This window comes from Arthrobacter globiformis NBRC 12137, assembly GCF_000238915.1.
GTDB lineage: Bacteria > Actinomycetota > Actinomycetes > Actinomycetales > Micrococcaceae > Arthrobacter > Arthrobacter globiformis.
In genome coordinates this window covers 1-933 of sequence record NZ_BAEG01000076.1, presented here as the reverse complement: position 1 = coordinate 933, position 933 = coordinate 1, and the positions used below count along the sequence as shown (strand labels likewise).

General features: G+C 60.1%; 2 protein-coding genes. Both read left to right on the top strand.

Annotated features, from left to right (window positions below; all coding sequences use genetic code 11):
* A partial coding sequence (locus ARGLB_RS14055; protein ID WP_245531541.1) for a hypothetical protein occupies window positions 1-398 on the top strand: 398 nt, incomplete at its 5' end.
* Between the two features lie 121 nt (window positions 399-519).
* Window positions 520-933, top strand: a 414-nt coding sequence (locus ARGLB_RS14050) for a hypothetical protein (protein ID WP_003803592.1), incomplete at its 3' end; no start/stop codon positions are given.

Sequence of the window (933 nt, the reverse complement as noted above, 5' to 3'; positions counted from 1 at the left end):
TGGTTTGTCTTTTTGTTGGATTTATTCATCCGGAGTTGGTAGCCTCGGCTTCGTCCGGTCGTCGGCGGTTCTGTGTTCGGCGGTGTTTTGGTGTCAGTTTCTGGGGAGGAATTTTTATGTCGCGTGTGTTGTCTACTGAGCAAGCGAAGGCTGCGATTGGGCAGGTGCAGTCGATCATTAACGGTGGTTTCACGGATCAGATCTCGGCGCTGGATGCGCAGGGCAGGGTTTTGTCGGATCCGAATGTTTGGGATGGTCCCCTGGCTGCGCAGTTCCGTGGTTCGACGTGGCCGGAAACGAAGGCTGCCTTGGATAAGGCCAAGGAGGAGTTGGAGCAGTTGCGGGGGCAGCTGCAGAAGATTTCGCAGGACATCTTCTCCGCCGGCGGCGGCGCCTGAGTTTTTGTTTTTCTTGTGTGAGGGCCGGGTAGGCGCGCCACTTGGGGGAGTGGGCGGTTACCCGGCTGTTGCCGGGTGTGGTCTTGTTGTTTGAGTTTTGTTCTTTTGGGGGGCTTTGGTTGTGACCGGGTTCGTTGAGGTGCCGTTGTTGCCGGATTCGGATGCTTCTGATGGCGGGCGGTTTGACTATGCCGTGGCCGGGGCGGTGAGGTCGGCGTTTGAGTCGGCTGCGTCGAGGCTTGAGGAGCATGCGGGTTCGCGGGTGTCGTTTGTTTCCGCGGCGAAGGAGGACTTTCGGGGGCACTTCTCGGAGCTTTTCGCGGCCAATGCGGCCACGGCGAAAACTGATGCGGACGCGCTGGTGGCGGCGTTGCGGACGGTGGCCGGGTATGTCGGGAAGATGATTGAGGCCGGGCATGAAGAGGACGTCCGGCGGCAGCGGAACAACGAGTGGGTCCGGGAGCATAACGACCGTAACTGGTTCGAGCAGGCCGGTGATTGGCTCTTCGGTGAGGAAGAGCGGCCGAACGCCCAG